The organism is uncultured Salinicola sp. (assembly GCF_937921195.1).
Classification (GTDB): Bacteria; Pseudomonadota; Gammaproteobacteria; order Pseudomonadales; family Halomonadaceae; genus Salinicola.
Map to the genome: position 1 here is coordinate 1 of NZ_CALFQK010000183.1, position 3,224 is coordinate 3,224.

The following is a 3,224-nucleotide window of genomic DNA, read 5'->3' on the forward strand; positions in this document are numbered from 1 at the left end:
CCCTGGCCCATCTCGGTGCCGCCGTGATTGATCATCACGCTGCCGTCGGTGTAGACGTGGAGCAGGGCGCCCGCCTGGTTGAGGTGCTTGGCGGTGAAGGAGATGCCGAACTTGACCGGCGTCAGCGCCAGGCCGCGCTTGATCACGGCGCTTGCGCGGTTGAACGCACCGATCTCGCCGCGGCGTTGCCAGTAGTCGCTGCTGCGCTCCAGCCGCTCGATGATCTCCACCATCAGCGGATGCTGATCGACGTGCTGGCCGTAGTGGGTGGTATCGCGACCGCTGCGATAGAGATTGCGCTTGCGTACGGTCAACGGATCCTGGCCGACATGGCGGGCGATATCGTCCATCGCCCGTTCGACGATCATCATCCCCTGCGGGCCGCCGAAGCCGCGAAAGGCGGTATTCGATGCGGTATGGGTGCGGGCACGGTGTCCGGTCACCCGCGCGGCGCCCAGCGAGTAGGCGTTGTCGGCGTGGAACATGGCGCGGTCGACCACCGCTTCGGAGAGATCCGGCGAGTGGCCGCAGTCGCCGATCAGGGTGATGTCGCCGCCGAGGATCACGCCGTCGGCGTCGAAACCCAACCGATAGCGATTGTGGAACGGGTGGCGCTTGCCGGTGGCACGGGTATCGTCGGCACGGGGCAGGCGCAGGCGCACGGCCCGGCCGGTTCGCCTCGCCAGCAGCGCCGCCACGCACGCCCAGGGCGCGGCCTGGGTCTCCTTGCCGCCGAAGCCGCCGCCCATGCGGCGGTTCTCCACCGTCACCGCGTGGAACGGGATATCCAGCACCTCGGCGACCAGCTTCTGGGTCTCGCTGGGGTGCTGGTTGGAGGTATGGACGATGACGCCTTCGTCCTCGCCGGGCACGACCAGGCAGGCCTGGCCCTCGAGGTAGAAGTGTTCCTGGCCGCCGACGAACTGTTCGGCCTCGAGCACGTGGGGCGCGCTCTCCAGCGCCCGTCGCCAATCGCCGCTGACTTGCCGGTGCGTGGGGCGTACCAATTCGCCGGCCTCGGCGGCGGCGACCGGGTCGAAGCGGGGTGGCAGCGGCTCGATCTCGACCACTGCCGCCTTCACCGCGCGACGTGCCTCGGGATAACTGGTGGCGGCCACCGCGAACAGCGGTTGGCCGACGTAGCTGACCTCCGCGTCGGCAAACATGGGGTCGCCGGGAAACACCGGGCCGATATCGCGATGGCCGGGAATATGCTGCGCCGTGATCACGTCGACGACGCCGGGCATCGCCCGGACCGCATCGAGGTCGAGGCGGGTCACCCGGCCATGGGCCACCTCGCTCAGCCCCACCATGGCGTGCAGCGTGTCATGGGGCGCCGGCAGATCGTCGATGTAGCGGGCACGCCCGGTGACATGCTTGGTGGCGCTCTCGTGAGCCTGGGCGTGACGGACAGCATCTCGCCTCGGCCGAGGGCTGACGGTATCGCGGGCAACCGGCTCGTCACCCTCGAGGCGGCCGATCCCCGCGCTTTCCGCCCGGTCGGCCTCGTCCAGGGCCTCCGGCACGGCATCGGAAGCGGCGCGCGCCTTTCGGATTCGCTTTTCAGTGAGCGTACGCATCGAGCGTCACCTCCTGCGTCGGTTCGTCCAGCGCGGCTCGGGCGAGTGTCAGTCGCCAGCGTTCGAGCAGGTTGGCCGCGGCGGTGGCGCGGTAGTCGCGGGAGCCACGGGCGTCGCTCATCGGGGTGAGTGACTGCTGGAGCGCCCGCCTGGCGGCAGCGAAGGCCTGCTCGTCGGGGGCCTTGCCTTCCAGCGCGGCCTCGACGGCCCGGACCCGCAGCGGAATCGCCGCCATGCCGCCGTAGGCGACACGCACGTCCTGCAGCACACCCTCCTGCAGCCGCCAGCGGAAGGCGCCCAGCAGCGTCGAAATGTCGTCTTCACGCCGCTTGGAGAGTTTCCAGACGCGCTGCTCGTGGCCGTCGCCTGGCCTGGGGAGGAGTATGGCGGCAATACACTCGCCGGGGGCGAGCGCGGTCTGCTTGTAGTCGAGGAAGAAAGCGTCCAGCGGGAGCTCCCGCATGCCGTCCGGCCCGGCGAGGCGCACTCTCGCGTCCAGCGTCAGCAGCACCGGCGGCGTATCGCCAATGGGGGAGGCGTTGGCGATATTGCCGCCCACGGTGGCCCGGTTGCGAATCTGGGCCGACCCCAGCCGGGTCAGCAGATGCGCGAAAGCGGGATAATGGGTGGTCAGCAGCGGCTCCCACTCGCGATAGGTGATCGCCGCGCCCACCCACCAGCCGTCCGCGACTTCCTCGAGTTGGCGGAGCTCCTCGACCTGGCGTAGATCGATCAGGGTGTCGAACTGCGCGAGCCGCTGGGTGACCTCGAGCCAGAGATCGGTGGCGCCAGCCACCAAACGCGCCTCGGGATGGCGCTGCATGGCGGTGGTGAGTTCGGCGAGGGTCGTCGGCGTCAGATAGCCGCTCTGGTCCTCGACGGCCACTGCCGGGGAGAGGTCGCGAACCGCCCTCTTGAGGGTGGGATCCTCGGCCCAGGGTGGGCGGGTGTCGCTGCGCTCGCCCATGCTCAGGGCGGCGTCGCGAATGGGGCGGTAGCCGGTGCAGCGGCACAGATTGCCGCCGAGCGCCGCTTCCAGCCGGTGGTTGTCCAGCACCTGGTGGGGGAGCGCCCGCTGCTGTTCGTGCAGGGCGAACAGCGACATCACGATGCCGGGCGTGCAGAATCCGCATTGGCTGCCGTGGCACGCCACCATCGACGACTGCGCCGGATGCAGCGCATCGCCCCGGGCCAGGCCGTCAACGGTCACCAGGTGAGTGCCCTGCAATTGATGCGCCGGCGTGATGCAGGCGTTCAGGGTGCGATAGGCGAACGACCCGTCGCCGTCAGGGCGGGCGATGGCAACGGTGCAGGCGCCGCAGTCGCCGGAGGCGCAACCCTCCTTGGTACCGCGCTGCGCGAGCGGGCCGCGCAGCAGCTCGAGTACGCTGGTATCGGGGGCGGCGGCCAGTCGCCGATGCTGGCCATTGAGGAAGAATTCGATCATCGGGAGCCTGCCATTGTCGTTGTGCGGGGCGCCGTCTACCGGCAACCTTGCAGGATGAATCCTGACCGATCGGTCAGCTTTGGATAGCGTCTTCGATTCCGGCCTTGATGGCAAGTGCTCTCTACCGGCACTGGAACCGGGGGCCGCCGGCAGACAACCCGCCCGATTCAGCATAGCATCGGCACCGTGGGCCACTA

The 3,224-nt window shown here is 69.2% G+C and carries 2 protein-coding genes; both read right to left on the minus strand.

Annotated features, from left to right (window positions below; genetic code table 11):
- A partial coding sequence (locus Q0602_RS21945) for a molybdopterin cofactor-binding domain-containing protein (protein WP_298848027.1) occupies positions 1–1,580 on the minus strand: 1,580 nt, incomplete at its 3' end.
- Positions 1,564–3,027, minus strand: a complete 1,464-nt coding sequence (gene xdhA, locus Q0602_RS21950) for a xanthine dehydrogenase small subunit (protein ID WP_298848030.1) — start codon at positions 3,025–3,027, stop codon at positions 1,564–1,566. The genes Q0602_RS21945 and xdhA, both read right to left, overlap by 17 nt.
- Between the last annotated feature and the right edge of the window lie 197 nt (positions 3,028–3,224).